We start from the raw sequence: 24,851 nt of genomic DNA, 5'->3' as shown, positions 1-24,851 counted from the left end.
GAAAACCCTCCTAATTGGAACTGATGAGAACTGGCTCGAGCACAGCGGCATAGCGGCGGTCGACCCACTTCGAGAAGTCAGGCGCAGTCTGAATCTGCCCCGATTTGGCGAACAGGTCGGCGATCTTCTGTTCCGACGCGACCACCTCGTCGCTCAGGACTGTCGGCAGCCGTAGGCTGCGACTCTGCGAAACCTCGGCGGCCTTGGGGTCCAAGCCCACTGCCGCGGAGTACTTTTCGGCCCATTCCTGCGGGTGATCCTGAGCCCACTTGGCCGCCTTGGCGAACCGGACCAGCAGATCGGCCAGAGCGGAGCTGCGCTTGGGATCGGCCAGCGCCGCGTCGGATGCCACCCCGAACCAGTAGCCGTTGGTCACCCCCTTCGCCTGAGCGATCGAGCGCACCTTCAGCTGCTGCTCGGCCTGCGCGGTGTAGGGATCCCAGATCGCCCACGCATCGGCCTGGCCGGCCTTGAACGCCGACAGGGCGTCGGCCGGTTGCAGGAACACCAACTTCACATCAGCGGGCGTCAACCCCGCCTTGTCCAGCTGACCCAGCAGATGGCCGTGAGCAGAGCTGCCCTTGCCAACCGCGATGCTCTTACCGCGCAGGTCGCTCACGGACTGGATGGGCGAGTCCGCCTGGACCAGGATCTGGTCGCCCACACCCCCACCGTTGTAGACCGACACCACCTTCACTTTCGCGTTCGAGGCCGCACCGAATATCGGCGGGGTGTTGCCGGTGATGGCGAAGTCGATCTTGCCCGCGGTCGCCGCCTCGATCTGTGGCGGTCCGGACGTGAACGTCGAGAACACAACCTGGTAGGGCAGGTTGTCCAACGCTCCGGCGGCGCGCAGCAGAGCTTCGGTTCCGCCCTTTTGATCGCCCACCTGCAAGGTGAGTCCGGAGAGCTCACTGAGCGGCACCGTCGCCGGGGCCTGGGACGCGCCGGTGCTCTGCTGGCGGGACACGCAGCCCGTCAGCAGCAGTCCCATGACGGTGAGCGCGACGAGAACTCGGCGAAATACTCTGAGAGACAACGGTGCTCCTATCAGATTTGAACACCGAGCTGCGAGAGCAGCTCGGCTCGGTGATTGTCGGTGGCGGTCGACGAGCTTCCAGGCGGCCGTCGCGGATCGGTGATCGCCGTCTGGAACACCACTTCTCCGTCACCCAGCACGAGCACCCGATCCGCAAGTGCCACAGCCTCGTTGACGTCATGCGTGACCAACAGCACGCCGAACTGGTGGCGTCGCCACAGCTGTAGCAACAGCGAATGCATGCTGAGCCGCGTCAGCGCGTCCAGTGCGCCGAACGGTTCGTCCAGCAACAGCAGCGGCGGCTCCGCGACCAGGGCCCGGGCCAGGGAAACTCGTTGTGCCTGACCACCAGACAGCGTCAAAGGCCACGCACCCGCCCGGTCGGCCAGACCGACGTCGGCCAGCGCCCGGTCCGTTCGGGCGGAGACCTCGGCACGCGGAAGCCGGAATCGCGTCAGCCCGTATCCGACGTTGGTGCCCACCGTGCGCCAGGGAAACAGTCGAGGCTCCTGGAATGCCAGCGCGGGTGGGCCGCTGACACTGCGTTCACCCGTGTGGTCGCGGGACAACCCGGCCAGCACACGGAGCACGGTGGATTTACCGGAGCCGCTGCGGCCGACCAGCGCGACGATCTCTCCGGCGCCGACGGTGACCGAAATATCCTTGAGCACATGCTGTTCGCCGTACCACTTGTCGATGTGCCGCAGTTCGCCTGCCACCGCGGTCTGGCGTTCGAACGTCATGGTCATGACCGGTACCTCAATGCGCGGCGCTCCAGGGAGCGCACGATCGCATCGGTCGTGATGCCCAGCAGTGCGTACACGATCAGCCCGAAAATGATGATGTCGATGCGCAGGAAGTCGCGCGCGTTGTTGATCAGATAGCCGATGCCTTTGTCGGCGTTGATCTGTTCGGCGACGATCAACGTCAGCCATGCGATCCCCAGCGACTGGCGCAGACCCACCAGCACCTGCGGCGCGGCGCTGGGCAAGATTATGTTTGCGAATCGCTGACGGAATGAAAAGCCAAGCACCTCAGCTGTTTCGAACAACTTCGGATCGACCTGCCGGATCGCCGAGAAGGTGTTGAGGTACAGCGGGAAGCTGACGCCGAGCGCGACCAGCAGAACCTTGGGCAGCTCGCCGATGCCGAACCACAGGATGAAGAGCGGGATGAGACCGAGGTGTGGCAGGGCTCGCAACATCTGCATGGGCGGATCGACGGTCGCTTCTGTCCACCGGGACAGGCCTACCGCGCTGCCCAGTCCGATGCCGATCACGCCACCGAGCAGCAGTCCCTGCAGCACCCGTGCACCGGATACCCGCAAGGCATCGCCGAGTTGACCGTTGCGGACGAGTTCCAGGCCGGCCTCGGCGATGAGCGACGGTGCGGGCAGCACTTCTTGGGAGATGACTCCCACCGCGCTGCCCAACTGCCACAACGCCAGCAGGATCACCGGTGAAGCCCAGCGGGCAAGCGTCCACGTGTGCTGTCTGCGGTGTGAAGTCGTGCGCGAGCCGGTCGGCAGGACCAGCGCCGAAGCCTGCACTGCTGATGTGGTCACGGTGTGGGTCCCCCGGGCGATACGTGGGTGGCTGACGATGGGCGGGCGACATCAACTCGCCGCGTCCATTGACCCTAGGAACGACCCACCCCTGCGATAAGGGTTTGATTCGTGGTGACCAAAAGCTCCGGCGAGTCAGCGCCAGCCGTCGGCAGCCTTGGCGGCCCGAACCAGCGCGTCGCACAATTCCCGCAATTCGGCGGTAGCCGCACCCTCGTCGACCGCGGTCGCGACGTCTTCGGCCGCGCAGCGCACCTGGAACACCCGGTCGGACAGTTCGGCGGCCTCGTCGGCCGAGAGCACCACCGCGTCCTCCGGGATGGCGCTGCCCTTGACCAACGCCCGCTGCTCGTACGCGCGTTGCCGGCACGACTGGCGGCAGTACTGTCTGCGCCGGCCCATCCCGACGTCGGCCACCTCACGTCCACACCACCGACACGGCTGGGAGCGGGAACGACGCGTCACGTCATGTGACTGTAGACGGCATCGCGAAGTGATCCCGGTATCATGGTGGGTCGAGTCGGGAACCGCAGCGAGTTGTCTTGCGTTCACTACCTGGACTTCATAGGGGGCCCGGCCCTTAATTGGCACCGAAGGAGAATTGACGATGGCTGATCGCGTCCTGAGAGGCAGCCGCCTCGGAGCCGTGAGCTACGAGACGGACCGCAACCACGACCTGGCGCCGCGTCAGATTGCGCGGTACCGCACCGAGAACGGCGAGGAATTCGAGGTTCCGTTCGCCGACGACGCCGAGATTCCCGGCACCTGGCCCTGCAAGAACGGCCTCGAGGGCACCCTCATCGACGGTGACCTGCCCGAGCCCAAGAAGGTCAAGCCGCCGCGCACGCACTGGGACATGCTGCTGGAGCGCCGCTCGATCGAGGAGCTCGAGGAGTTACTCAAGGAGCGTCTGGACCTGATCAAGTCCAAGCGCCGCGGCAGCTGATCGCCGCCGTAGTTACCTGACGACGCCGCGGGCGCGGTCCAACCGCCCGCCGAGGCCCCACTGGGCGACCTTGACCATCGCTTCGCGGATGTTCGAGCCGCTCATCTTCGACACCCCGAGTTCGCGCTCGCTGAACGTGATGGGCACTTCGGTGACGGTGAAACCGCTGTTGATCGTGCGCCAGGTCAGATCGATCTGGAAGCAGTATCCCTTGGAGTCGACCGCGGACAGGTCGATCTTCTCCAGTACCTCACGCCGGTAGGCACGGTAGCCCGCGGTGATGTCGTGAATGCCGACCCCGAGGAGCACGCGGGAGTAGGTGTTGGCGGTCTTGGACAGCACCAGCCGCCGGTAGGGCCAGTTGCGCACCGTCCCGCCCGGTACGTAGCGCGACCCGATCGCCAGGTCCGCGCCGTTGTCGATCGCGTCGAGCAGCCGGTAGAGCTGTTCAGGCGCGTGGCTGCCGTCTGCGTCCATCTCCACGAGCACGTTGTACTGGCGGCTCAGGCCCCAGGCGAACCCCGCGAGGTACGCCGCGCCGAGGCCGTCCTTGGCATTGCGGTGCATCACGTGAACCCGGTCGGTGTCGGCCAGCGCGAGCTCGTCGGCGAGCTCGCCCGTCCCGTCGGGGCTGCCGTCATCGACGATCAGCACGTGCACCTCGGGGCAGGCTTTGTGCACCCGGCCCACGATCAGCGGCAGGTTTTCCAGCTCGTTGAACGTCGGAATGATCACCAGGGTGCGCTGGCTGGGCCGCACGGCGCCCGTGTTTCCCCGGTCGGTCATGACTCTCCTTTGTCGTGCTGCCCGGCCAGGGCGGCGGTTGATTCGCCCTGCTCCGGCGTGTTCTCGCCGTCGTCTTCGCCCCCGGACATGCTGCCTGCGTCCCGCTGCCGCCGCCTACGGCGCAACGGACGCATGAACCAACCATTGTGCAGCATGGCCCCGATCACGACCGAAATGGCAGCGCCCACCAGCACCCATTGGATCAGCGGGCCCCACCGCGTGGCCGGGGTTTGGCTGGTCTTGAGCCGCATCGTCATGTCCAGATACCCCGGCGTGAAGAACTGTGTGCGGGCGATTTCCGCGCCGTCCGGGGCGATCACCGCACTGATCCCGACCGTGCCGGCGACTACGACGTAGCGGTCGTGCTCGACGGCGCGGGCGCGGGCGAATGCCAGCAGCTGTTCACTCATGTTCTGGTCGAACGTGGCGTTGTTGGTGGGAACGGCCAGCAACTGTGCGCCGTTGCGGACCGATTCCCGCAGCGCACGGTCGAAGATGACCTCCCAGCAGGTGGCGACGCCGACCGGCACACCGGCGGCGTGCACGACCCCTGAGCCGTTGCCGGGCACGAAGTAGCCGGCCCGGTCGGCGAAGGACGACAGATGCCGGAAGAAGCCCCGCCACGGCAGGTATTCGCCGAACGGCTGGATGATCTGCTTGTCGTGGCGCTCGCCCGGCCCGGTGACCGGATCCCAGACGACGACGGTGTTCGACGCGTACGGGTTCTGCGGAGTCCAGTCGGGGCGCGCGACGACGGCGCCAACAAGGATCGGTGCGCCGATGGCCTGCGCGGCCACGCTGATCTGCTGGGCGGCGTCGGTATTGGTCATCGGATCGATGTCCGAGGAGTTCTCCGGCCAGATCACGAACTGCGGCTGCGGCGCCCTGCCCGCCCGCACATCGTCGGCCAGCTGCAGGGTCTGGCGGACGTGGTTGTCCAGCACAGCACGACGCTGGCTGTTGAAGTCCAGCCCCAACCGCGGCACGCTGCCCTGGACGGCGGCCACCGTGACCGTCGGCTCGTTGCCTGCTCCTCCGGCCGCGCGGCGCACCTGCGGGGCCGCGATCGCGGTGGTGAGCAACACCGCGGTGATGCACAGCCCGGGCAACAACACCCCGGGCAGCGACACGTGCCCGGCCTTCGGGGCCTTACTGCTCTGCTGCCACCAGCGTGCGACCTCGAGCACCAGTGCCGCCAGCGACGTGCCCATCAGCGCGATCCCGAACGACAACAACGGCACTCCGCCGAGCTGTACCAGCGCCAGGAACGGCCCGTTCGTCTGACCGAAACCGACCACGCCCCAAGGGAACCCGCCGAACGGCACGCATTCCTTCAGCCACTCCTGGGCTGACCACACCAGAGCGAACCACAACGGCCAGCCGGGAACGCGGCGTACCGCGACCGCCAGCCAGCCGAACAGCGCCGGGAACAGCGCCTCCATCGTCGCCAGCGCCAGCCACGGCACGGGGCCGACCAGCCCGCTGATCCACGGGATCAGCGGGATGTAGAACGCCAGTCCGAACAGAAAGCCGTAACCGAGGCCACCGGCGGGCGTCGTCCTGGGATGGGTCAGCACCCAGCTCAGCAGCGCGAAGCTCACGACCGCCGACCACCACCAGCCGATCGGCGGGAAGCTGATGCACAACAGCAGCCCGGCGGTCACCGCGACGAGGAGCCGGAACATCCGCGGCGGCAGCGCGGTGCGGATCCAATTCAGCAGACGACTAGCCATGAAGCACGAGACCCCGGTGCACGGTGTGACGGCAGCGCGGCAGCGGATCGCCGGGCGCCAACCGGGGCAGCGCGGGTACCCGCGAGCGCGGGTCGGTGGACCAGCGCTGCACACCGTCGGCCGGAGCAGCCACGTCCAGGCCCCCGGCGCCGAGCTCCCACACCGCGTACGACGCGGGCGCACCCGGGACCAGGGTCCCGCTGACACCGTCACGCACCCCGCCGGCCCGCCACGCGCCGCGAGTCGCGGCGGCGAACGCCGCACGGACCGAAATCGAGCTGCCCTCGGTCTGGTGATTGCTGGCCGCACGCACCGTCGCCCAGGGATCGATGCTGGTCACCGGGGCATCTGAGCCGAACGCCAAAGGCACGCCTGCCGATGCTAGTAGCGAGAACGGGTTCAGCGCGGCTGCTCTGCCGATACCGAGACGGCGGGCGTACATTCCGTCGACCCCGCCCCAGAGTGCGTCGAAATTGGGCTGCATGCTGGCCGTGACGCCGCACTGGCCCAGAGTGGCCGCCTGCTCGGCGTTGACCATCTCCACGTGTTCGATCCGGTGCCCACAGCGGGCGACGGCGGGTGCCCCGAACCGGTCGACGAGCCGGGTCAGCGCGTCGACGACCGCGGTCACCGCCGCGTCGCCGATGACGTGGAATCCGGCCGTCACGCCGGCCTCGGTGCAGGCGAACAGGTGGTCGGCGACGGCCTCGGGTTCGAGGTAGCAGTTGCCGGTGGTGCCCGCGGCGTCGGCGTACGGATGGCACAGCCAGGCGGTGTGCGAGCCCAGTGCGCCGTCGACGAACAGGTCACCTGCCAGCCCGCGTGCGCCGGTCGCCTCGACCAGGGCGGTTGCCTGCGCGGCGGTGGATACCGCCTCACCCCAGTAGCCGACCACCTCGACGCCGTGCTCGGTCGCGCGCAGCTCCTGCCAGTCGTCGGCTCCGCCGATCTGCGGCCCGGCGCATTCGTGGACCGCGACGATGCCCGCGGCCGCCACCGCGTCCAGCGCGGCACGCCGGGCGTCGGCGCGCTGACGGACGGTCAGGAGGCGGCGGGCCTCTGAGCGGACCAGGTGGTGGGCATCGGCCGACAGCGGCCGCTGCGGGTGATATCCGGCGACGGCGGGCAGGCCCGCCACCAGTTCACGCAAACCGGTCGAGGCCACGGCCGAGTGCACGTCGATGCGGGCAAGATAGGCCGGGACCGCGCCGACGACGGCGTCGAGGTCCGCGGTGCTGGGTGCCTCGTCACGGGCCCAGCCGGTGTCGTCCCAGCCGTGAGCCCAGATCGGCTGGCCGGGATGGGCGGCGACATGCTCGGCGACCAGCGACAAGCAGTGCTGTTTGGAGGTCGCAGCCGTCAGGTCCAGCCCCGTCATCAGCAGACCCGTCGACGTGAGATGGATGTGGCTGTCGACAAAGGCGGGTGAAACGAACGCGCCGTCGAGGTCGATCGTCTGCGCATCAGCGAACTGGGATCGGCCGACCTCGTCGCTGCCCAGCCATGCGACGACACCGTCGCGCACCGCCATTGCCGTGGCATCCGGGTGCGTCGGGCTGTGGATGCGCCCGCCCAGCAGCAGTGTGGTCACGGTCAGTCAGTCTCCCCCGCAGCTGCGGGACAGACGCAGCGGGTCAGTACCGGCGGACGATGTTGGCGTCGTGGACCGGTGCTCGAACCTGTTCCTCGACGACCTCGCCGTCGATGTAATCCCCGCGGCCTGAGTAGCCGGGCGCCGTCAGGTTGATGACGCTGACCCTGCGGGCGATGCCGCGGGTGAGCACCATTCCCGCCAGCGGGCGCACCACGCTACGGGTCGGAGGCAGCAGCATCAGCGCGCCGACGGCGGTGGAGACGATGCCGGGGATGAACATCAGGACGGTGCCGAGTGCGACGAGCATGCTGTCGGCGACCGCGCCCTGCGGGTCGGTGCGGGTGCGCTGCAGTTTGAGGATCTGCTTTTTGACTTGCGAGCCCGCCAGCGCGACACCGATCACCGAGGTCGCCAGCAGGATCAGGAGCGTCCAGCCGATGCCCACCGACCAGGTCAGGGCGGCCAGCACCGCGAGCTCGACCACGGCGTAGATCAAGAACGTCCGCATCACCATGCATTGGCAACGACTCGGGCACCGGTCGGGTTCCGGTTGCCGCTGATAGCAGCCTGAGAGTTCGGTTACGCGGTGATCTCGAGCGCGACGTGCACCTTGTCGATGCCGCCGCGGACCAGGCTGTGCAGATAGAACCACCAGGAGTGCTGCCAGTAGCGGCGCAGCACCTTGTTGTAGACGGCGCGGGTCTCCGAGTCCGGCAGCACCCGCGCGGTGGCCTCGACCGCCGGCCCCTTCGGCTTGCCGAGTGAACCGCTGGCCGCGATGGTGACTCGCGGCGTGTTGCGGATCCGCTTCACCTTCCAGGACACCCGGTCGGTGATGACCAGCAACCGGTCACCGTCGGGAACGCCCCAGATTGCCGTCGGCTTGGGCTTGCCGTCCTTGGTGAACGTGGTGAGCAGCAGGTACTTCGACTGGGCGACGTCGTGAAAGGTGGGGTTCGCCACCGAGTTTGCCATGCGTCACTGTTCCCGTTAGCCGGCTTTTTGAAGCCTCCGCCTCAGGCAGCGCGCAATTCGAGTCCGATCGTGCGGTTGGTCCCGCCCCGCAGCTTGCTGAAGAAGTTGAAGACGTGGCCGACGATCCCGTAGCGCTTGCCGATCGCCTGGTAGACGCGTTCGGTCTGCGACTCGTCGAGCACGCTCGCGACCGCCTCTACGGCTTCACTCTTGACGTTGCCCCGCATATCGCAGATGGCCACCGTCACCCGCGGGGTGTTGCGGATGCGCTTGACCTTCCACGCGTTCTTCTCGCTGATCACCAGCGCGGTGTCCCCGGTCGGGACGACCCAGACCGGGGTGGGCTTGGGCCGGCCATCCTTGGTGAATGTGGTCAGCGTGATGTATTTCGCCTGGACCACGTCGGCGAATGTGAGTGCCATGCGGACAACTTATCGCGCCTCGAGGTCGCCCTCAGTCTCCAAGAGAACCTGTCGCAATTTGTTCAGGGTTTCCGGGTCCGGGTTCTCCCACATGCCGCGGCCGACCGCCTCGAGCAGCCGCTCCGACATCCCGTGCAGCGCCCAGGGATTGGACTCGTTCATGAACTTGCGGTTCTCCGGATCCAGCACGTAGGACTCGGTGAGCTGCTCGTACATCCAGTCGGCCATCACGCCCGCGGTGGCGTCGTAACCGAACAGGTAGTCCACGGTCGCGGCCATCTCGAACGCACCCTTGTAACCGTGCCTGCGCATCGCGGCCATCCAGCGCGGGTTGACGACCCGGGCCCGGAACACCCGGGTGGTTTCCTCCGACAGCGTGCGGGTGCGCACCGCGTCCGGGCGGGTGTTGTCGCCGATATAAGCGGCCGGGGCCGTACCGGTCAACGCCCGCACTGTCGCCACCATGCCGCCGTGGTACTGGAAGTAGTCGTCGGAGTCGGCAATGTCGTGCTCACGCGAGTCGGTGTTTTTGGCGGCCACCACGATTCGCCGGTACTGGGCGGACATGTCGTCGGCGGCCGGCCGGCCGTCGAGTTCACGGCCGTAGGCGAACCCGCCCCAGGCGGTGTACACCTCGGCCAGGTCCGTATCGTCACGCCAGTTGCGGCTGTCGATGAGTTGCAGCAGACCGGCCCCGTAGGTTCCCGGCTTGGAACCGAAAATTCGTGTGGTGGCGCGTCTTTCATCACCGTGCTCAGCGAGATCGATCTGGGCATGGGCCCGGACGAAGTTCTGCTCGCTCGGCTCGTCGAGGCCGGCCACCAGCCGCACCGCGTCATCGAGCATCGTCACGACGTGCGGGAAGGCATCGCGGAAGAAGCCGGAGATCCGGACGGTCACGTCGATCCGCGGCCTGCCCAGTTCGGACAGTGAGATGGCTTCCAGGTCGACGACCCGCCGGGATGCGTCGTCCCACACCGGCCGGACCCCGAGCAGCGCAAGCACTTCGGCGATGTCGTCGCCCGAGGTGCGCATCGCCGAGGTGCCCCACACCGACAAGCCGACCGACGCCGGCCAGTCACCGTGGTCGGTGCGGTAGCGCTCGAGCAACGAATCCGCCATCGCGACACCGGTTTCCCACGCCAGCCGCGACGGGACGGCCTTCGGGTCGACCGAATAGAAGTTGCGCCCGGTGGGTAGCACGTTGACCAGACCGCGCAACGGCGAACCCGACGGCCCTGCCGGGATGAACCGGCCGTCCAGTGCGCGCAGCACCTGCGTGATCTCACTGGCCGTACCGGCCAGCCGCGGCACCACCTCGGTCGCCGCGAACCGCAGGATCGCCGCGACACCGTCGTCGTCGGTCAACTCCCCGACCCGGCCTGCGTCCCAGCCGGTGGCCTGCAGGCCGGCCAGCAGCGCGCGGGCCTGCTTCTCGGCTTCGTCGACCTCGCCGCGGTCGGCGCTGCCGTCTTCGGCCAAACCGAGCGCCTGACGCAGGCCCGGGAGGTGCTGTTCGCCGCCGAACAGCTGCCGGGCACGCAGGATGGCCAACACCAGGTCGAGTTGGGCCTCGTCGGCAGGCGCGGCGCCGAGGATGTGCAGCCCGTCGCGGATCTGGACATCCTTGATCTCGCAGAGCCAGCCGTCGACGTGCAGCAGCATGTCGTCGAACGAATCGTCTTCGGGCCGTTCGGCCAAGCCCAGATCGTGGTCCATCTTGGCCGCGCGCATCAGCGTCCAGATCTGCTGGCGGATGGCAGGCAGTTTGCCCGGGTCGAGTGCGGCGATGTTGGCGTGCTCGTCGAGCAACTGTTCCAGGCGCGCGATGTCGCCGTAGCTTTCGGCTCGCGCCATCGGCGGGATCAGGTGGTCGACCAGGGTGGCGTGGGCGCGGCGCTTGGCCTGGGTGCCCTCCCCAGGGTCGTTGACCAGGAACGGGTAGATCAGCGGTAGGTCGCCGAGCGCCGCGTCCGGCCCGCAGGCCGCCGACATGCCGACCGTCTTGCCGGGCAGCCATTCCAGGTTGCCGTGCTTACCCAGGTGCACGGCGGCGTGCGCGCCGAAGCCGTGCCGCACCCATAGATAGGTGGCCAGATAGTGATGGCTGGGCGGCAGGTCGGGATCGTGGTAGATCGCGACAGGGTTCTCCCCGAATCCGCGCGGTGGCTGAACCAGGATCACGATGTTGCCGGATTGGATTGCGGCGACGACGATTTCGCCGTCCGGATCGCGGGAGCGGTCGACGAACAGCTCGCCGGGCGGTGGCCCCCAGTGGGCGACCATCGCGTCGGTCAGCTCGGCGGGCAAGGCGGCGAACCAGTCCCGGTATTGCGCAGCCGGAATGCGAATCGGGTTGCCCGCCAGCTGACCATCGGTCAGCCAGTCCGGGTCCTGGCCGCCGCGTTCGATCAGTGCGTGCATCAGCGCGTCACCGTCGGAAGCCTCGACGCCAGGGATGTCACCGATCTGGTACCCCGCGTCGCGCAGCGCATGCAGCAGCGCGACAGCGCTGGCCGGCGTATCCAGACCGACCGCATTGCCGATCCGGGAATGCTTGGTCGGATAAGCCGAGAACACCAGAGCCAACCGCTTGTCGGCCGGCGCGACCCGGCGCAGGGTGGCGTAGTTGACGGCCAGGCCGGCCACCCGTGCGCACCGCTCCGGGTCCGGCACATACGAGATCAGGCCGTCTTCGTCGATCTCCTTGAACGAGAACGGAACCGTGATGATGCGGCCGTCGAATTCGGGCACCGCGACCTGGGTGGCGACATCCAGTGGGCTCAGCCCGTCGTCGTTGTCGGCCCAGGTGGCGCGCGAACTGGTCAGGCACAGCCCCTGCAGGATCGGGACATCCAGGGCGGCAAGGTGTTTGACGTTCCAGTTGTCGTCGTCGTGGCCTGCGCCCGCGGTGGCCGGACGGGCGCCGCCCGCGGCCAGCACGGTGACGACCATCGCGTCGGCAGTGCGGAGTAGATCCAGCAGTTCGGGTTCGGGCGTGCGCAGCGAGGTGCAGTACACCGGAAGCGGGCGACCGCCGGCCTGCCTGATCGCCGTACACATCGCGCGGATGTAGTCGACATTGCCCGCCAGCTGCTGCGCGCGGTAGTAGAGCACCGCGATCGTGGGACGGGGATCGGTCGCACGCTCCAACCCGCAGCCGTCGCACCCCTCGCAGCGCGGTTCGAGCACACCCCAGGCCGGGGTGGCCGACGGCGGGTTGAAGCCGAAGCCGGTCATCAGCAGGGTGTCGGACAGGAAGGAATGTAGGTTCCGCATATTTTCCGTGCCGCCCTGGGCGAGGTACACGTGGGTTTGCATCGCGATTCCGGCGGGCACCGTGGAGCGTTCCATCAGATCCGCGTCGGGGGCCTGTTCCCCGCTGACGACGACGGTCGGACGTCCACTGGCCACCACCGCGTCGATGCCGTCCTGCCAGGCCCGGTAGCCGCCGAGAATCCGTATCACCACGACATCGGCGGCCTGGACGAGTTCGGCGAGCTCGCCGTCGACCAGTCGCGCCGGGTTGCGCAGGAGAAAATCCGCTTCGCTGGCACGGGCGGTCATCAGGTCGGTGTCCGAGGTGGACAGCAACAACACGGTGCTAGACACCCCCCATTCGTACCGTACGGCGGCGGTCGCACCCTATAGGGATCGTGGCCAGCGCAACGGTGGACGTCGCGGGCGCCCGTCGAGACCATCGAACCCATCGACGAACGGGCTCAGCACCACCGCGACGGCGGCGACCACGGCCACCGGCGCCACCAGCGGCAGCCAGGGCAGGTCGACGGGCACCGTGGTGGCCAGCGCCCCTGCCGCGGCGAAGCCGGCGATCCCGACCGCCGACGCCCGGGTGAGGGTGGCGTACGTCAACACCAGATACGCCGCCGCGCACACCCCCGACGTCGCGGCCAGCATCGGGTGCGGCTCGGTCAGCACGAGAGCGGCCACCGCCGCCAGCACGGCCACCGTCGCCGCGGCGCGGACATACAGCCCGGCGAGGGTGACGATCAGCCCCACCGCGGCGGCGGCAAGGCCGCGGGTATCGGCACCGACCGCCGCCGCCGCGGTCATCGCCGCTGCGAACAGTGCGGCCACCAGCCGCCGCGCCGTCACGACGACCGCCGGCCACGGTCGGGCACCAGGCTCATCGCCTGGTCCAGGGTGACCTCGGCCGGCCACGGCACCACGTCGACGCCGATGACCCGCATGTCGCGGTACATCGACGACCGCTGCAACGCCCACATCCGCTGCAGAAGCGGCTGGTCGTCGTCGGCGAAGGGCCAACCTTCGAGCACGTCGACCGCCACCACCGTGTGTCCGCGTTTGCACAGGTCGATCAGTGCCAGCGCGAACTCGGTGTCGAGCAACGTCGAGAACGCCACCACGACGGCGCCCGGCGGGACCGCCGCCCGTGGCGCCAAAGTGCCTGCGGTCTGCTGATATTCGCTGCCCACACCGAGTGCGGCGTCGAGCACCCGGTAGAACTGGCGCCGGCCGATATCGGCACCGAGCCAGCGTGGCCGGCGGCCCCCAAGCCCGACGATGCCGGCCCGGTCGCCATTGCGCAGCGCGGTCTGCACCACCTGTGTCGCGCCGCGCAACGCCCGTTCGGTGACCGCGGTGGCCGGGCCTGCGGGTTGCGCACTCATGTCGACGAGCACCACGACGTCGGCCGCCCGATCCGTCAGCCGTTCGGTGACGTGCAAGCTGCCGCGACGAGCGCTGACCGCCCAATTGACCGTGCGGAGCTGATCCCCCGGCAGGTAGGGGCGAATCTCGGCGAACTCGACGCCCGGACCGATGTGGCGGGTCAGGTGGGTGCCCAGCCGGTCGGGCAGCTCGGTACGCGGAATGCCGGTCGGTTGCGGGGGCGCGACCGGGAAGACGAACAGGTCGGCCGCGTCGACGGTGGCGGTGCCGGTGAGCAGTCCACCGGCCGCGTCGAGCCGGAGCCGGGTTCGCAGCGGGTAGTGGCCCCACCGCCCGGCCGTGGCGGATACCGTCGCGCGCCTGCCGTCCGCCGTGATCGGCTCGGTCTGCAGACCGGGCACCGCGTCGAGTGCCAATGTTGCACCGGCACTGCCCTCGCTCAGCTCAGCGCTGAGTTGTACCGGCTCGTTCTCGAAGCACCGGGTCAGCGCCGGGCGGCCGATGACAGACACCGACACCGGTCTGCGCTGCCAACTGATCGAGGCGAGCACCCCCAGCATCGGTGCCACGAATGCGATCAGCTGCCAGCGCGACGCGATCACCGCCACGGCCAGCGCCACACTGACACAGGTCACCAGCGCCCGCGTCAATGCTGATGCCCGCCAATGCAATACGGCATCAACCGAACGGGTGCTGTCCATCAGTGTCCGCTTGCCCGGGGAACCGGCAGGCGTCGGAGAAGTTGTTCGACGACGTCGGATCCGTGCACGCTGCGGACCCACATTTCCGGTCGCAGACTGATCCGGTGGGCGATCGCGGGGACCGCCAGCGCCTTGACGTCTTCGGGGATCACGTAGTCGCGGCCCGACACCAGAGCCCGGGCGCGAGCCAGTTGGACGAGGTCGAGTTCGGCGCGCGGACTGGCGCCGACAGCCACCTGGGGATGACTGCGGGTGGCCGTCGCCAGCGAGACCACATAGCGCAGAACGTCGTCGTGCACCGACACCTGTTCCACCAATTCGCGCATGGCCAAGAGATTTTCGGCGTCCACCACCTGGTTGACGGTCGCCTCGGCGGAGCCGCGATCCAGGCGACGTCGCAACATCGACGCTTCCTCCGTCTCGGACAGATACTTCAATGCCACCTTCACCGCGAACCGATCCAGCTGGGCTTCCGGCAACGGGTAGGTGCCCTCGTACTCGATCGGGTTGTCGGTGGCCAATACGATGAACGGGGCCGGCAGCCGGTGGGTTTGGCCGTCGATGCTGACCTGCCGTTCGGCCATCGCCTCCAGCAGCGCCGCCTGCGTCTTGGGTGGTGTGCGGTTGATCTCGTCTGCCATCAGCAGATTGGTGAAGATGGGGCCTGGGCGGAACTCGAAGCGGCCGGACTGCATGTCGTAGATCGTCGAACCCAACAGGTCGGCGGGCAGCAGGTCCGGGGTGAACTGCACGCGGGTGAATCTCAGGCCGAGGGCCGCCGCGAACGATCGGGCGATCAGCGTCTTGCCCATGCCGGGCAGATCCTCGATCAGCACGTGCCCGCCGGCGAGCACGGTGGTGAGGATCAGGGTGAGGGCGGCGCGTTTTCCGACCACCGCCTGCTCGATCTCGTCGAGCACCGCTTCGCAGTACGCGGTCATCGCCGGGGCGGGCATGGTCATAGGTTTTCCATCCGTCGCAGGATCTCCTCGAGGGTGGCGTACCCGGGTCCGGGCTCCCGGCTCCGGTTTCGCTTGACGTTGTTGGGATCAACCCAGGGCCACAACTGGTCGCCGAACACGATGCGTCCGGTCGCCTGGAGCGCCACCGGATCCCGTTGCCGGGTGGCGAGCACGAACTCGCGGGCCAGTTTCGGGCGCAGATGCCGGTCCCAGTCTTCCCGGGTGGAATCCGCCCACTGAACCGTCGATTCGGTGCGCGACCGCCAGCGCCACAATGCTTCCGCGGGATCGTCCGACGGTGGATCGGGCGCCGAACGGCGTTGTGCCGCATCGACAGTCAGCCGGGCGGCGATGAGGAACACCGCTACCGCGAGCCCCGCGACCGGCATGATCCACCGACCGGCGCTCAGGACGATCGCGAGCACTTCCGCCGCCACGACCAGCAGCAGGCCGCCCCCCACCAGCCGGATCACACCGGGCTCCGCAGCTCGCCGAGGACCAGGCGAAGCGCCCGTTCGGCGGTTTCGCGGTGTCCCTCGTTCATCACGTGGGTGGAGAACCGGGCCTCGGCGAACAGGGCGACCAGTTCGGTGGCGCTGCCCGCGTGGATCGCCTCATGCTCGACGGCACGCGCCAGCACCTCCGACGGGGTGTCCGACTCCTGCGGGGCTGCGCCGGGGGCATTGGCCAGTGCGTGTTCCATTGCCGCGTAACACGCGATGATGGCCTCTCGCGGTTCACGGCTGAGGTCGCCGACTTCCGCCAGGCCGCGCTCGGCGGCCAGCGCGAGCGATCCGGGTCCGGACGGCGCCGCATCGTGCGGTGTGTCGTCGGATGGCGGCGGCGCCGGCTCCCGCCGTCGGTCGCGAGCCCGCAGCACGATCGCGCCGATGAGCGTGACAAGCAGCAGGGCCGCGAAAGCCGCCAGCAGATACCAGAAGAGCGGGTCGGCGGGTTCGTTTTCCGGTGGCGGCGACGGTGCGGCGGCCTGGCCGGGCGGTGCGGTGCCGGTGGGTGTGGCGACGGGCTGCGCCGGTGGCGGACCACCACTCAGCTGCGGCAGGCGCAGCTGGGCCAACAGTGCAGCCACCATCAACCACGCCAGTAGCGCGGCGGCGACGACCAGCACGAAGCGCCAGCTTCGTCGCACACCTACCCCGCCACCGCCGCCGGGGACATGGGTCCGCGCGGCCTGCTTGGCGCGCTGCGGATCGCGCAACTTCGCCACGATCGCGACGATGATCACCAGCAGGCAGGCGAGCACCAGGGTCAGAAGTGCGAGCAGGCCGCCGGTGCCGCTCGTCGGCGGCTGGGTCCGCGGCGACCGCGGCGCATCCGGCAGGTGCCCGCGCAACGCGATACCGAGCAACAGGACCAGCGCGATCAGTGCGGCCGCCCGGTGTACGGCAGCCGTCGCCATGGCCCGAACATACGCCCGTACGGTGGACGGGTGAAGCGTTTGCGTGACGACGACGCCTGCCCGGGTGCGCTGCAGGTGCACCAGGCGGCGGACGGCGCGCTGGCCCGCCTGCGGCTGCCCGGGGGGATGATCGCCGCACGACAGTTGGAAGCGCTGGCGCACACGGCCGTCGAGTTCGGCAACGGCACTCTGGAACTCACGGCGCGCGGCAATCTGCAGCTCCGCGGGGTACGGGATACGACGGCGGTCGCCGACGCGTCGGCCGCCGCCGGTCTGCTGCCCTCGCCGACACACGAACGGGTGCGCAATATCGTCGCCTCGCCGCTGTCCGGTCGGGTCGGCGGCGTGGCCGACGTGCGGCCGTGGGTGACCGAACTGGATCTCGCCATTCAGGCCGATGCGGAGCTGGCTCGCTTACCGGGCAGGTTCCTGTTCGGCCTCGACGACGGCCGCGGCGACATCTCCGGATTGGCCGCCGACGCCGGCGTCCACGTGCACGCTGATGGCGTCGCGGTGCTGCTGGCCGGCCGCGACACCGGGGTGCGGGTGGCCCCCGGTGACGCGGTGCCGACGTTGATCACGATTGCGCGGCGATTCGTCGAGATTCGCGGAACCGCTTGGCGGGTGGCCGAATTGGATGATCCGTCGCCGCTGCTTGCGGGTTTCTCCCCGACGGCGGTGCCCGGAGCGGAATATCCGCCTGTGCTGCGCCCGCCAGTCGGCTGGATCGCACAGGACGACGGCCGGGTGACGCTGGGCGGAGCGATCCCCCTCGGCGTCCTGCAATCCCGGCAAGCGGAGTTCGTGGCGGCGATCGACGCGCCGGTCATCGTCACGCCGTGGCGCTCGCTGCTGGTCTGCGACCTGGACGAAGGGGTGGCCGACACGGCGCTGCGAGTACTGGCGCCGATGGGCCTGGTGTTCGACGAGAACTCGCCGTGGCTGGACATCAGCGCCTGCGTGGGCAGCCCGGGGTGTGAGAAGTCGCGGGCCGACGTGCGCGCGGAGGCCGCCCGGGTGGCGCTCGAAGACGACACGCGCCTGCCCCGCGGCCACGCTCACTACGTGGGATGCGAGCGGGCGTGCGGCAGTCCCCCGGCTGGTCAGGTGTTCGTGGCGACGGCAGAGGGGTTCCGGCCCGCGTCGCGGTAGGCCGTAGGGTGATCGCGTGCTCGACTACATTCGCGACGCCACCGAGATCTATCGGCAGTCGTTCGCGACAATTCGCGCCGAAGCCGATCTGTCGGCGTTTCCCGAAGATGTGGCGCGAGCGGTCGTCCGGTTGATCCATACCTGCGGTCAGGTCGATGTGGCCGAGCATGTGGCGTTCACCCCCGGCGTGGTCAGCGCGACGCACACCGCCCTGCTGGCCGGGGCGCCGATCCTGTGCGACTCGTCGATGGTCGCGGCGGGGATCACCGCCGCTCGACTGCCCGCAGGCAATCAGGTGGTGTCACTGGTGGCCGATCCGCGGGCCCCCGAGCTGGCCCAGCGCACCGGAAACACCCGCTCGGCCGCCGGCGTCGAGCTGTGGGCCGACCGGATGGCCGGCGCCGTCGTCGCCATCGGGAACGCGCCGACGGCGCTGTTCCGGCTGCTGGAGCTTATCGACGACGGCGTGCCCGCCCCGGTGTCGGTGCTCGGCGGACCGGTCGGATTTGTCGGCTCGGCGCAGTCCAAGCAGGAGCTGATCGATCGGCCGCGCGGAATGGAGTACCTCGTGGTGCAGGGCCGTCGCGGTGGCAGCGCGATGGCTGCGGCCGCGGTGAATGCGATCGCGAGCGAACGCGAATGACGGGCACTCTGTACGGCGTCGGCCTCGGCCCGGGCGATCCGGAGCTGGTGACGGTCAAGGCCGCCCGGATCATCGGCGCGGCCGACGTGGTGGCCTATCACAGCGCGCGGCACGGCCGCAGCATCGCGCGGCGCATCGCCGAGCCGTACCTCCGGGACGGCCAGATCGAAGAGCACTTGGTCTATCCGGTGACGACCGAAACCACCGAGCATCCGGGCGGCTACGCCGGCGCGATGGAGGACTTCTATCGCGAGGCGGCCGAGCGGATCGCCGCCCACCTCGACGCCGGGCGCGATGTCGCGCTGCTCGCGGAGGGCGATCCGCTGTTCTACAGCTCCTACATGCACATGCACACCCGGCTGACCGAGCGGTTCGATGCGGTGATCATTCCCGGTGTGACGTCGGTGAGCGCGGCCTCGGCCGCCATCTCGACTCCCCTGGTGACCGGCGACGAGGTGCTGTCGGTGCTGCCCGGGACGATGCCGGTACGTGAGCTGGCCCGCCGCCTCGCCGACGCCGACGCGGCTGTGGTGATGAAGCTCGGTCGCACGTATCCGCAAGTGCGGGAGGCGCTTTCGATGGCAGGCCGCCTGGACGAGGCGTTCTACGTCGAGCGAGCCAGCACCGACGCCCAACGCGTGCTGCCCGCCGGCGAGGTCGAGGCCGAGTCGGTGCCGTACTTCTCGCTGGCGATCCTGCCGGGCGGCCAGCAGGCCAAGCCGGTCGCCGGCGGTGTCTCGGTGGTGGGTCTGGGCCCCGGTGACGTCGACTGGATGACGCCGCAGAGCCGCCGCGAGCTGGCGACGGCCACCGATCTCATCGGCTATGGCCCCTACCTGGACCGGGTCCCGGCTCGCGCCGGGCAACGTCGTCACCCCAGCGACAACACCGACGAACCCGAGCGGGCTCGCCTGGCGTGTCAGCTCGCCGAGCAGGGACATGCGGTCGCGGTGGTCTCTTCCGGCGACCCGGGCGTGTTCGCGATGGCCACCGCGGTGTTGGAAGAGGCCAAGCAGTGGCCGAACGTGTCCGTGCGGGTGATTCCGGCGATGACGGCCGCCCAGGCCGTCGCCAGCCGGGTCGGTGCGCCACTGGGCCATGACTACGCGGTGATCTCGCTGTCCGACCGGCTCAAGCCATGGGATGTGATCGTCGACCGGCTGTCGGCGGCGGCGAAGGCGGATCTGGTGCTGGCGATCTACAACCCGGCCTCCAAGAGCCGCACCTGGCAGGTCGCCGCGATGCGCGATCTGCTGCTGGAGCACCGCGAACCGGGCACGCCCGTGGTGATCGGCCGCGACGTTGCCGGACCGCACGAGTCGGTGAAGGTCGTGCCGCTCGGCGACCTGGACCCCGCGGATGTCGACATGCGATGCCTACTGATCATCGGCTCGTCGCAGACGCAGTGGTACGGCGACTCGGTGTTCACACCGCGGCGCTATCCCCAGTAATTTCTTTAGGCTCATCGATCACAGCCGTCACAATCGGACGGAATCCGTCGGGGCATCGAACTAGTGTTCGAAGAATGATCGAGTTGCTGGACGACGTGCTGATCGCCTGGGACAAGGTGGCGGCGCACTCGGCGACGGACATACCGGCACCCGAATTGTTGACCGCGCTCGAACGCGTCGAGCGGCTACGCCGACTACTGCCCGCGGTGGAACACACTGTCCTGACGCAGCTCCAGTCACAGACCTCAGCTGTCGATATGGGTGCCAAGTCCTGGCGTGCAGTCCTGACCCACCGCCTCGGCATCAGCAGCACCGACGCCACCCGCCGGCTGACCGATGCCGCCGAGCTTGGACCGCGGCAATCCCTTACCGGAGAAGCACTTCCACCGGCTCTGCCCGCTACCGCGGCCGCCCAAGGTCGTGGCGAGATAGGCGCCGACCATGTGGCAGTGATTCGGTCTTTCATGGATCACCTACCCGCAGCGGTCGACGGGGCAACCCGCGAGCACGCCGAAGCCCAACTAGGCGGGCTGGCCGGCGGACTCACTCCGGAGGCACTGCGCACACTCGCTCGCCAGCTGATGGCGATGATCAACCAGGACGGCATCCTCGACGACGAGCGCGACCAGGCCCGCAAACGCGGGATCGTCGTCGGTCCGCAACAAGTCGACGGTATGAGCAGGGTTTCCGGCTGGGCGGATCCGGAATTGCGAGCGGCTCTGGACGCCACCAACGCGAAGCTCGCCGCCCCGGGTTACTGCAACCCGGACGACGAAACACCCTGCGTTGACGGCACACCCAGGGAGCACCAGATCACCGGTGACATGCGATCGGCTGCCCAGCGCACCCATGACGCACTCAAGACCGTGTGTATGGCGATGCTCTCTTCTGGACAGCTCGGTCAACACAATGGCCTGCCGGTCACGATCGTCGCCACCGCCACGCTGGAACAGCTGACCTCGGCCACCGGGCTGGCCCACACCGGCGGCGGCACCTACCTGCCCATGTCGACGGTCATCCGGTTGGCTGCCCGCGCACACCCCTATCTGACCGTGTTCGAATCACCGCGAGAAATCAAGCTCTATTACGGGCGCACCCGCCGAACCGCCAGTCCCGGGCAACGCCTCGCCCTCTATGCGATCGAGAGGGGTTGCACCAAACCGGGTTGCACCGCACCCGCCTACCACAGCCAAGTCCACCATGCCGTCCGCGACTTCGCCCTCGGCGGCAAGACCGACATCAACGAACTCACCCTGGCCTGTGGCTGTGACAACCGCATGGTCAATAACGGACCCGTCGGCTGGACCACCCGAAAACGAAGACGGGACAACAGGACCGAATGGATTCCGCCACCACATCTCGACCGAGGTCAGACGCGGATCAACCTTTACCACCACCCCGAGGAGCTTCTCTGCTAGAGGCCGGCAACCCAGGTCACGGCTTCATCCACGGTGCCCACCGCCGTCACTCCCGGCGGTAGTGGCGGACGCTCGATCATCACGACCGTCACCCCGAGGTCCTTGGCGGCGGCAAGTTTGGCCTCGGTGAGCGCTCCCCCGCTGTTCTTGGTAACCAGCACGTCGATTCTGTTGTCCCGCAACAGCGTGCACTCGTCGTCGTAGCCGTACGGACCGCGGGACAGCAGCACCTCATGATTGCGCGGCAGCACGTCGGTATCGGGCGGTGTTACCACCCGGATCAGGAACCACGCCTCGCTGCCGGTGAACGGCCTCACCCCGGAGCGGCCGGTGGTGAGAAACACTCGTAAAAAACCCCGCTCGGCGATGAAAGCGGCGGCGTCGGTGTCGGAGGCCACCCGCACAGCGCCTGCCGGATCCCACGCTGGGCGGGACAGCACCAGGTGCGGCATACCCAGTTCGGCACATGTCGTGGCGGCGTGTGCGGTGATGGTGGCGGCGAACGGATGCGTGGCATCGACGACAGCCCCGATGTCGTTGTCACGCAGCCACTGTCGCAGACCGTCCACTCCGCCGAAGCCGCCGATGCGGACCGGTCCGACCGGCAGCGCGGGGTCGGGCACCCGGCCGGCCAATGAGCTGACGATGTCCCGTGCCGGGTGCAACCGGGCCGCCAACGCCCGTGCCTCCCCCGTGCCGCCGAGCAGCAGAATGCGCATCAGTGCCTGCTGCCGCGGGTGCGGCCCGAGGAGTACAGGTAACTGTCGGTAAATCCCTCGGCGGCAAGGACCTCTCCGACGATGATCACCGCGGTCTTGGTGATCTGCGCGTCGTGCATCTGCTCGGCGATGTCGGCCAGCGTGCCGCGCAGGACGACTTCCTGCGGCCAGCTGGCGAAGGCCACCACGGCGACGGGAGTGTCGGCACGGTATCCACCCTCCAGCAATTGCGGCACGATCGCATCGATCCGGTGCGCGGCCAGGTGCAGTACCAGCGTCGCGCCGGGTTTACTCAGCGTGACAAGGTCTTCGCCGTCGGGCATCGCGGTGGACAGCGTGGACACCCGGCTCAACGTCACGGTCTGCGCCACGCCGGGCACCGTCAATTCCCGGCCGAGTGCCGCGGCGGCCGCCGCGAATGCCGGTACGCCGGGGACGATTTCGTAGCCGATGCCGAGCGCGTCGAGGTGACGGCACTGCTCGGCAAGCGCGCTGTAGATCGCCGGGTCACCGGAGTGCAGCCGCGCCACGTCGAGCCCGGCGGAGTTGGCGTCGGCCAGCTCGGCGATGATCTGATCCAGGGTGAGCGGGCCGGTGTCGACCACCTTTGCGTCAGGTGGGCACAGCGCCAGCAGATCGTCGGGCATGATCGAGCCGGCGTAGAGGCACACCGGGCAGCGCTGCAGCAGCCGCTGCCCGCGCACGGTGATCAGGTCAGCCGCTCCCGGTCCGGCGCCGATGAAATACACGGTCACTGCTTGGTCACCACCCACTGCGTGACGGGCATGGCCGGTCGCCAGCCGGTAAAGCCGCCCACGGGTTCGCCCTTGTAGTGCTGAAACTTCCGGAGTTCGCCGCCCACCTTGGAATGCCACTGCGCGAGAAGCGCTTCGGATTCGACGGTGACGGCGTTGGCGACGAGCCGCCCGCCGACAGGTAGATATTTCCAACACTCATCCATCAGGCCTGGCTGGCTGACTCCGCCTCCGACGAAGATCACGTCCGGCGCCGGCACTGTGTCGAACATGGCGGGGGCATCAAAGGCCACCTCGACGTGCACACCGAACGCCAGCGCATTGAGCTCGATTCGTTCGCGGCGCTCAGCGACGCGCTCGAAGGCTGTCGCGCGACAACCCGGCCCGCTGCGGCACCACTCGATGGCGATGCTGCCCGAACCGGATCCGACATCCCATAACAACTCGCCTGGCCGGGGTGCCAGCGCGGCCAGGGTGACCGCGCGCATCGCCTGCTTGGTGATCTGCCCATCGTGTGCGAAGGCAGCATCCGGCAGGACGGACATCTGACGCTGATCGGGTAGGTATTCCACCGCAACGACATTCAGATCGTCGACGTCGTCAGGTGGGTTGGTGACCCAGTCGTGCGCGGTGCCGGTGCGACGTCGTTCGGCGGGGCCGCCAAGCTGCTCGAAAACAGTCAATGTGGACTCACCCCTGCCAGTTTCGGTCAGCAGGCAAGCCAGCTGCGCCGGGCCATGACCGTCGCGGGTGAGCACAACCGCGCGGCCCCCTCGGCGCACAGCCGCTGCCGGGATGTCCAGCATCAGGCTGATCACCTCGGTGTCCTGGACCGACCAGCCGAGCCGGGCGCAGGCCAGCGTCACGCTCGACACATGCGGCAACACCCGCACCCGGTCCGCCCCGCACACTCGGATCAGCGAGGCACCGACGCCGTGCAGCATCGGATCACCACTGGCCACGACGTGCACGTCACCATCGAAGTCCCGGACCGCACGCAATCCGTCCAGAAATGGCTTACCCCACTCCCGACGTTCCGCGGTGACTGACTCGTCGAGCAGATCGAGCTGACGCTTGGCACCGTAAATCACGATGGCCCTGCGTAATTCGGCGCCGGCCGCCGGCACCAGACCGGCCATGCCGTCGGCACCGATCCCGACCACTGTGATCATCGCGGCAACCTCCGCCACACGAATCGAGGCATCATCCGAAACGCGAACGCCAGCAACGCAAGAGGCGCCGGCACCCACACCTCGCGACGCCCGCTGCGCAGGGCCCGGGCCACCGCGTCAGCGACCTTGGCGGGCGTGGTGGACAGTGGCGCGGGCTCCATACCCTCGGTCATCCTGCCGATCACAAACCCCGGCCGCACGAGCAACAGGTGCACCCCGCTGCCGTGCAGCGCGTCAGCCAGCCCGGACGCGAAGGCGTCCAGGCCGGCTTTGGCCGAGCCGTACACGTAATTGGCGCGGCGACCTCGCACCCCGGCGATAGACGAGAACACCACCAAGGACCCCCGGTCAGCGGCGCGCATCGCCACGGAAAGCTGCGTCAGCAGGCTCACCTGCGCGACGTAGTCGGTGTGCACCACCGCGACGGCGTGCGCAGCGTCGGCTTCGGCGCGGGCCTGTTCGCCCAGGATCCCGAACGCCAGGACGGCTGTGCCGATCGGGCCGTATTCGACCACCAGCCGCTGAATCACCGCACCGTGCGCCGCCAGGTCGTCGGCGTCGAACTCGACGGTGTGCACCGCGATGGCGCCGGCCTCACGCAGCACGTTGACCTGCTCGTCGAGCTGATCGGCGCGCCGCGCCGCCAGCACCACGGTGGCACCGGGCGCCAGCCGCTGCGCGAGCTCAACGCCGATCTCGCTGCGGCCGCCGAAGATCACGACCGGACCGGCCCCCGTGTCACTCAC

General features: G+C 68.6%; 25 protein-coding genes. 5 read left to right on the top strand and 20 right to left on the bottom strand.

The features are described 5' to 3' along the window. Positions 1-10 precede the first annotated feature (10 nt). From BST42_RS17100 to BST42_RS17085, 4 genes are all read right to left on the bottom strand, one after another. Entirely contained in the window at positions 11-994 is a 984-nt protein-coding gene (locus BST42_RS17100; protein ID WP_083120498.1) for an ABC transporter substrate-binding protein, read from the bottom strand. A gap of 56 nt (positions 995-1,050) precedes the next feature. Further along, the gene (locus BST42_RS17095; protein ID WP_083120497.1) at positions 1,051-1,788 is read right to left on the bottom strand and encodes an ABC transporter ATP-binding protein; all 738 of its coding nucleotides are present in this window, start codon (positions 1,786-1,788) and stop codon (positions 1,051-1,053) included. Continuing rightward, positions 1,785-2,495, bottom strand: coding sequence for an ABC transporter permease (locus BST42_RS17090; RefSeq protein ID WP_237159479.1), 711 nt, complete (start codon positions 2,493-2,495; stop codon positions 1,785-1,787). Before BST42_RS17090 ends, BST42_RS17095 begins: the two co-directional genes overlap by 4 nt. A 243-nt stretch (positions 2,496-2,738) precedes the next feature. Beyond that, positions 2,739-3,068 (bottom strand): hypothetical protein, encoded by a 330-nt coding sequence (locus BST42_RS17085; RefSeq protein WP_083120495.1) that lies wholly within the window; start codon positions 3,066-3,068, stop codon positions 2,739-2,741. A 142-nt stretch (positions 3,069-3,210) separates the two neighbouring features. On the opposite strand from BST42_RS17085, the gene BST42_RS17080 reads away from it, so the two are divergent. Continuing rightward, positions 3,211-3,549, top strand: coding sequence for an RNA polymerase-binding protein RbpA (locus BST42_RS17080; protein WP_036345376.1), 339 nt, complete (start codon positions 3,211-3,213; stop codon positions 3,547-3,549). A gap of 12 nt (positions 3,550-3,561) precedes the next feature. On the opposite strand, the gene BST42_RS17075 is transcribed toward BST42_RS17080, so the two are convergent. The 12 genes from BST42_RS17075 to BST42_RS17020 all read right to left on the bottom strand — a co-directional run bounded on the left by BST42_RS17075 (position 3,562) and on the right by BST42_RS17020 (position 16,795). After that, positions 3,562-4,335, bottom strand: coding sequence for a polyprenol monophosphomannose synthase (locus BST42_RS17075; protein ID WP_083120494.1), 774 nt, complete (start codon positions 4,333-4,335; stop codon positions 3,562-3,564). Further along, positions 4,332-6,068, bottom strand: a complete 1,737-nt coding sequence (gene lnt, locus BST42_RS17070; protein ID WP_083120493.1) for an apolipoprotein N-acyltransferase — start codon at positions 6,066-6,068, stop codon at positions 4,332-4,334. Before lnt ends, BST42_RS17075 begins: the two co-directional genes overlap by 4 nt. Continuing rightward, positions 6,061-7,659 (bottom strand): amidohydrolase, encoded by a 1,599-nt coding sequence (locus BST42_RS17065; protein WP_083120492.1) that lies wholly within the window; start codon positions 7,657-7,659, stop codon positions 6,061-6,063. Before BST42_RS17065 ends, lnt begins: the two co-directional genes overlap by 8 nt. A gap of 43 nt (positions 7,660-7,702) precedes the next feature. After that, positions 7,703-8,170: an FxsA family protein gene (locus tag BST42_RS17060; RefSeq protein ID WP_083120533.1), complete on the bottom strand. Its 468-nt coding sequence runs from the start codon at positions 8,168-8,170 to the stop codon at positions 7,703-7,705. A gap of 71 nt (positions 8,171-8,241) precedes the next feature. After that, positions 8,242-8,637 carry a PPOX class F420-dependent oxidoreductase gene (locus tag BST42_RS17055; protein WP_083120491.1) on the bottom strand — a complete coding sequence of 132 codons (396 nt, stop codon included), beginning with the start codon at positions 8,635-8,637 and terminating at the stop codon, positions 8,242-8,244. 41 nt (positions 8,638-8,678) lie between these two features. Further along, positions 8,679-9,059: a PPOX class F420-dependent oxidoreductase gene (locus tag BST42_RS17050; protein ID WP_083120490.1), complete on the bottom strand. Its 381-nt coding sequence runs from the start codon at positions 9,057-9,059 to the stop codon at positions 8,679-8,681. 9 nt (positions 9,060-9,068) lie between these two features. Then, on the bottom strand, positions 9,069-12,626 hold the full coding sequence (cobN, locus tag BST42_RS17045) for a cobaltochelatase subunit CobN (protein ID WP_237159478.1): 3,558 nt from the start codon (positions 12,624-12,626) through the stop codon (positions 9,069-9,071). Between the two features lie 78 nt (positions 12,627-12,704). Continuing rightward, positions 12,705-13,175, bottom strand: coding sequence for a hypothetical protein (locus BST42_RS17040; RefSeq protein WP_207569521.1), 471 nt, complete (start codon positions 13,173-13,175; stop codon positions 12,705-12,707). Beyond that, positions 13,172-14,413, bottom strand: a complete 1,242-nt coding sequence (locus tag BST42_RS17035; RefSeq protein WP_083120488.1) for a DUF58 domain-containing protein — start codon at positions 14,411-14,413, stop codon at positions 13,172-13,174. Before BST42_RS17035 ends, BST42_RS17040 begins: the two co-directional genes overlap by 4 nt. Beyond that, the gene (locus BST42_RS17030) at positions 14,413-15,375 is read right to left on the bottom strand and encodes an AAA family ATPase (RefSeq protein ID WP_083120487.1); all 963 of its coding nucleotides are present in this window, start codon (positions 15,373-15,375) and stop codon (positions 14,413-14,415) included. The genes BST42_RS17035 and BST42_RS17030 overlap by 1 nt, the downstream gene beginning before the upstream one ends. After that, complete coding sequence (locus tag BST42_RS17025) at positions 15,372-15,848, bottom strand: hypothetical protein (RefSeq protein WP_083120486.1); 477 nt, start codon at positions 15,846-15,848, stop codon at positions 15,372-15,374. Before BST42_RS17025 ends, BST42_RS17030 begins: the two co-directional genes overlap by 4 nt. Then, the gene (locus BST42_RS17020) at positions 15,845-16,795 is read right to left on the bottom strand and encodes a DUF4129 domain-containing protein (RefSeq protein ID WP_083120485.1); all 951 of its coding nucleotides are present in this window, start codon (positions 16,793-16,795) and stop codon (positions 15,845-15,847) included. Before BST42_RS17020 ends, BST42_RS17025 begins: the two co-directional genes overlap by 4 nt. A 30-nt stretch (positions 16,796-16,825) precedes the next feature. On the opposite strand from BST42_RS17020, the gene cobG reads away from it, so the two are divergent. The 4 genes from cobG (at position 16,826) to BST42_RS17000 (ending at position 21,459) form a co-directional block, all read left to right on the top strand. Further along, positions 16,826-17,947: a precorrin-3B synthase gene (gene cobG / locus BST42_RS17015; protein ID WP_083120484.1), complete on the top strand. Its 1,122-nt coding sequence runs from the start codon at positions 16,826-16,828 to the stop codon at positions 17,945-17,947. A 16-nt stretch (positions 17,948-17,963) separates the two neighbouring features. Further along, positions 17,964-18,590 carry a precorrin-8X methylmutase gene (locus BST42_RS17010; RefSeq protein WP_083120483.1) on the top strand — a complete coding sequence of 209 codons (627 nt, stop codon included), beginning with the start codon at positions 17,964-17,966 and terminating at the stop codon, positions 18,588-18,590. Continuing rightward, positions 18,587-20,041, top strand: a complete 1,455-nt coding sequence (locus BST42_RS17005; RefSeq protein ID WP_083120482.1) for a precorrin-2 C(20)-methyltransferase — start codon at positions 18,587-18,589, stop codon at positions 20,039-20,041. The genes BST42_RS17010 and BST42_RS17005 overlap by 4 nt, the downstream gene beginning before the upstream one ends. 74 nt (positions 20,042-20,115) lie before the next feature. Then, positions 20,116-21,459 carry an HNH endonuclease signature motif containing protein gene (locus BST42_RS17000; protein WP_083120481.1) on the top strand — a complete coding sequence of 448 codons (1,344 nt, stop codon included), beginning with the start codon at positions 20,116-20,118 and terminating at the stop codon, positions 21,457-21,459. Here the strand turns inward: BST42_RS17000 and BST42_RS16995 are convergent. From BST42_RS16995 to BST42_RS16980, 4 genes are read right to left on the bottom strand one after another with little or no spacing between them, the layout of a single operon-like run. Continuing rightward, positions 21,456-22,178 carry a cobalt-precorrin-6A reductase gene (locus tag BST42_RS16995; RefSeq protein ID WP_083120480.1) on the bottom strand — a complete coding sequence of 241 codons (723 nt, stop codon included), beginning with the start codon at positions 22,176-22,178 and terminating at the stop codon, positions 21,456-21,458. The genes BST42_RS17000 and BST42_RS16995 overlap by 4 nt on opposite strands. Then, entirely contained in the window at positions 22,178-22,933 is a 756-nt protein-coding gene (gene cobM, locus BST42_RS16990; RefSeq protein ID WP_083120479.1) for a precorrin-4 C(11)-methyltransferase, read from the bottom strand. The genes BST42_RS16995 and cobM overlap by 1 nt, the downstream gene beginning before the upstream one ends. Beyond that, complete coding sequence (gene cbiE, locus BST42_RS16985) at positions 22,930-24,105, bottom strand: precorrin-6y C5,15-methyltransferase (decarboxylating) subunit CbiE (RefSeq protein WP_083120532.1); 1,176 nt, start codon at positions 24,103-24,105, stop codon at positions 22,930-22,932. Before cbiE ends, cobM begins: the two co-directional genes overlap by 4 nt. Then, positions 24,102-24,851 carry an SDR family NAD(P)-dependent oxidoreductase gene (locus tag BST42_RS16980; protein WP_083120478.1) on the bottom strand — a complete coding sequence of 250 codons (750 nt, stop codon included), beginning with the start codon at positions 24,849-24,851 and terminating at the stop codon, positions 24,102-24,104. Before BST42_RS16980 ends, cbiE begins: the two co-directional genes overlap by 4 nt.

Origin of the sequence: Mycolicibacterium rhodesiae, assembly GCF_002086695.1 — a bacterium.
GTDB lineage: Bacteria > Actinomycetota > Actinomycetes > Mycobacteriales > Mycobacteriaceae > Mycobacterium > Mycobacterium rhodesiae.
This window is presented reverse-complemented; position numbering and strand designations above follow the sequence as displayed.

What these genes read in the sequence shown, in the direction of transcription:
- BST42_RS16995 (WP_083120480.1), bottom strand. Translation starts at nt 22,178, where the DNA reads ATGCGCATTCTGCTGCTCGGCGGCACGGGGGAGGCACGGGCGTTGGCG.
- BST42_RS17080 (WP_036345376.1), top strand. Translation starts at nt 3,211, where the DNA reads ATGGCTGATCGCGTCCTGAGAGGCAGCCGCCTCGGAGCCGTGAGCTAC.
- BST42_RS17020 (WP_083120485.1), bottom strand. Translation starts at nt 16,795, where the DNA reads ATGGCGACGGCTGCCGTACACCGGGCGGCCGCACTGATCGCGCTGGTC.
- cbiE (WP_083120532.1), bottom strand. Translation starts at nt 24,105, where the DNA reads ATGATCACAGTGGTCGGGATCGGTGCCGACGGCATGGCCGGTCTGGTG.
- BST42_RS17095 (WP_083120497.1), bottom strand. Translation starts at nt 1,788, where the DNA reads ATGACCATGACGTTCGAACGCCAGACCGCGGTGGCAGGCGAACTGCGG.
- cobN (WP_237159478.1), bottom strand. Translation starts at nt 12,626, where the DNA reads ATGACCGCCCGTGCCAGCGAAGCGGATTTTCTCCTGCGCAACCCGGCG.
- BST42_RS17000 (WP_083120481.1), top strand. Translation starts at nt 20,116, where the DNA reads ATGATCGAGTTGCTGGACGACGTGCTGATCGCCTGGGACAAGGTGGCG.
- BST42_RS17100 (WP_083120498.1), bottom strand. Translation starts at nt 994, where the DNA reads ATGGGACTGCTGCTGACGGGCTGCGTGTCCCGCCAGCAGAGCACCGGC.
- BST42_RS17005 (WP_083120482.1), top strand. Translation starts at nt 18,587, where the DNA reads ATGACGGGCACTCTGTACGGCGTCGGCCTCGGCCCGGGCGATCCGGAG.
- BST42_RS17075 (WP_083120494.1), bottom strand. Translation starts at nt 4,335, where the DNA reads ATGACCGACCGGGGAAACACGGGCGCCGTGCGGCCCAGCCAGCGCACC.
- BST42_RS17035 (WP_083120488.1), bottom strand. Translation starts at nt 14,413, where the DNA reads ATGGACAGCACCCGTTCGGTTGATGCCGTATTGCATTGGCGGGCATCA.
- BST42_RS17050 (WP_083120490.1), bottom strand. Translation starts at nt 9,059, where the DNA reads ATGGCACTCACATTCGCCGACGTGGTCCAGGCGAAATACATCACGCTG.
- BST42_RS17060 (WP_083120533.1), bottom strand. Translation starts at nt 8,170, where the DNA reads ATGCGGACGTTCTTGATCTACGCCGTGGTCGAGCTCGCGGTGCTGGCC.
- BST42_RS17030 (WP_083120487.1), bottom strand. Translation starts at nt 15,375, where the DNA reads ATGACCATGCCCGCCCCGGCGATGACCGCGTACTGCGAAGCGGTGCTC.
- BST42_RS17055 (WP_083120491.1), bottom strand. Translation starts at nt 8,637, where the DNA reads ATGGCAAACTCGGTGGCGAACCCCACCTTTCACGACGTCGCCCAGTCG.
- lnt (WP_083120493.1), bottom strand. Translation starts at nt 6,068, where the DNA reads ATGGCTAGTCGTCTGCTGAATTGGATCCGCACCGCGCTGCCGCCGCGG.